This window comes from Arsenophonus sp. ENCA, assembly GCF_002287155.1.
GTDB lineage: Bacteria > Pseudomonadota > Gammaproteobacteria > Enterobacterales > Enterobacteriaceae > Arsenophonus > Arsenophonus nilaparvatae.
In genome coordinates this window covers 1-2,375 of record NZ_NHNG01000172.1, presented here as the reverse complement: position 1 = coordinate 2,375, position 2,375 = coordinate 1, and the positions used below count along the sequence as shown (strand labels likewise).

The 2,375-nt window shown below is 40.9% G+C and carries 3 protein-coding genes and 1 pseudogene; 3 read left to right on the top strand and 1 reads right to left on the bottom strand.

The window, feature by feature from the left end; all coding sequences use genetic code 11:
- The 3 genes and pseudogenes from trpB to CBG25_RS04495 form a co-directional block, all read left to right on the top strand.
- A partial coding sequence (gene trpB / locus CBG25_RS04505; RefSeq protein WP_290604870.1) for a tryptophan synthase subunit beta occupies positions 1-813 on the top strand: 813 nt, incomplete at its 5' end.
- Positions 813-1,618 (top strand): annotated as a pseudogene (gene trpA, locus CBG25_RS04500) (tryptophan synthase subunit alpha). The gene trpB and the pseudogene trpA, both read left to right, overlap by 1 nt.
- A gap of 228 nt (positions 1,619-1,846) precedes the next feature.
- On the top strand, positions 1,847-2,011 hold the full coding sequence (locus tag CBG25_RS04495; protein WP_290604872.1) for a hypothetical protein: 165 nt from the start codon (positions 1,847-1,849) through the stop codon (positions 2,009-2,011).
- A 101-nt stretch (positions 2,012-2,112) separates the two neighbouring features.
- Here CBG25_RS04495 and CBG25_RS04490 read toward each other — a convergent pair.
- Positions 2,113-2,375, bottom strand: a 263-nt coding sequence (locus tag CBG25_RS04490; protein ID WP_290603799.1) for a transposase, incomplete at its 5' end; no start/stop codon positions are given.

Genomic DNA, 2,375 nt, shown 5'->3' with positions numbered 1-2,375 from the left:
CTAAAATGTCGCATCTATATGGGGGAGAAAGATGTCCAACGCCAATTACCCAATGTATTTCGGATGCAATTATTGGGCGCTAAGGTTATTACGGTAAATAATGGTTCAGCAACCTTAAAAGACGCCTGCAACGAAGCATTGAGAGACTGGTCAGCCAGTTATAGCAACACCCACTATTTACTTGGCACCGCCGCCGGGCCCCATCCCTATCCAACGCTAGTACGCGAGTTTCAACGTATGATTGGCGATGAAGCCAAAGCACAAATTTTAGCTAGAGAAGGACGACTACCTGATGCCGTAATTGCTTGTGTTGGCGGAGGCTCTAACGCTATCGGATTATTCACGGCGTTTAAACCCGAGCAAAACGTACGTCTAATTGGGGTTGAGCCAGCCGGTCTAAGTATCGACTCTGGCGCCCATGGTGCACCATTAAAACATGGTCGGCTTGGTATTTACTTTGGTATGAAATCTCACCTAATGCAAACCGATGAAGGCCAAATTAAAGAGTCTTATTCTATTTCTGCCGGGTTAGATTTTCCTTCAGTAGGACCAGAGCATGCCTATTTAAATAGTATTGGCCGTGCTGATTATGTCTCAATTACCGATGATGAAGCGTTATCGGCATTTAAAAAACTGGCTAATCAGGAGGGTATCATTCCAGCTTTAGAGTCGTCACACGCCCTGGCTTACGCCTTAAAAATGATTGAGGCAGAACCAGAAAAAGAGCAACTACTGATTGTTAATATCTCTGGTCGTGGAGATAAAGATATTTTTACTGTACAGGCTATTTTGCAAGCCAAAGGAGAGATCTAATGGAGCGTTATCAGCAACTGTTTAAAACCTTAAATGCTAAAAATCAGGCAGCATTCGTCCCATTCATCACCTTAGGCGATCCCAATGCAGAAATGTCATTAAAAATTATTGATACATTAATTGAAGCAAAAGCCGATGCATTAGAGATTGGTATCCCTTTTTCTGATCCATTGGCTGATGGTCCAACGATTCAAAAGGCCAATTTACGCGCACTTAATGCGAACATAACGCCAACATACTGTTTTGAACTATTAACACAAATTCGCAAAAAGCATCCTCTAATTCCTATTGGCTTATTAGTTTATGCAAATCTGATTTTTAACCATGGTATTGATAATTTTTATGCTCAATGCCAGAATGCTGGCATCGATTCCGTTTTAATCGCCGATGTACCAATGAATGAGTCACTGCCATTTCGCACTTCAGCGTTGCAACATAATATTGCACCAATATTTATTTGTCCTCCTAATGCAGATGACAAGCTTTTACGCCAAATTGCTTTATATGGTCGTGGCTATACTTATATACTCTCGCGTTCAGGTGTACAGGCACAGAAAAAAAAGCCAATATTCCTGCTAGCCAGTTATTAACCAAGTTACAAGCCTACCATGCCGCTCCACCACTGTTAGGTTTTGGCATTGCTGAACCCAAACAAGTCACTGATGCAATAAAAAATGGTGTAGTTGGCGCAATATCTGGCTCTGCAGTTGTTAAATTAATTGAAATTCATCGCCAGCAACCTGATATATTACTGGCAAAATTAAAACAGTTTGTTTCACAGATGAAAATGGCTACGCAAAAATAGTCAATTTAAAGCTAGCGGAAAAATGGTAGTCAGCCTTGCTATTTTGTAATTACTAATTATCGATTCTAATAAACTACTGCAATTAACAAGTCGCTATCGATACCAGCTATTCATTTGTAATTTATTTATATTTCACCAATAATCAGTATACTGACTGCGATGAAATTTTCATTTAGCACTCATATACGATAAATAAAAATAACCCTCGTATTAATGGAGAATTGAATAATGAAATATCTTAAATCAATGACAGCGCTCTGTACCGTGCTATTTATGGCATTATTCCTTTCTGCTTGTGCTCCGACAGCAAAAACAGAAGGAACTGGTGGATATATTGATGATACGGTTATTACAACTAAAGGGCACCTCGAAAAACTCAAGATTTTCAATTAACCCTTGGCTTTCATTCTAAATAATTAGATTTTTTTTGATTATCACGTTACTGATTCTATCGCACATTGCCCTGGCTAGGGCCATTTGACCCATTCTGGGCGTCAGAAAGCCACGATGCACGCGCTCTGGAAGTACGCCAACCGCTTTAGGTTGTAACATGCTGCCATCATCGTCATGGCAAAATTAGCGCGCACCTGTCCAATGGTGCGGATCAGTTTTCTACCCATTTGTTCCATCGCCGCAAATGCATGTTCAACCCGTGCCCTAGTCTTTGCAATCCTGTGGTTTCGCCCTTGCTGAGTCTTGGACAACGGTTTGTTTCGATGGCCTTTACGCTGAATCTGGCTCCTATAGCCGTTTGCCT

Bases quoted from the DNA above. Each gene is read 5' to 3' on its own strand.
- CBG25_RS04495 (WP_290604872.1), top strand. From the start codon at position 1,847: ATGAAATATCTTAAATCAATGACAGCGCTCTGTACCGTGCTATTTATG.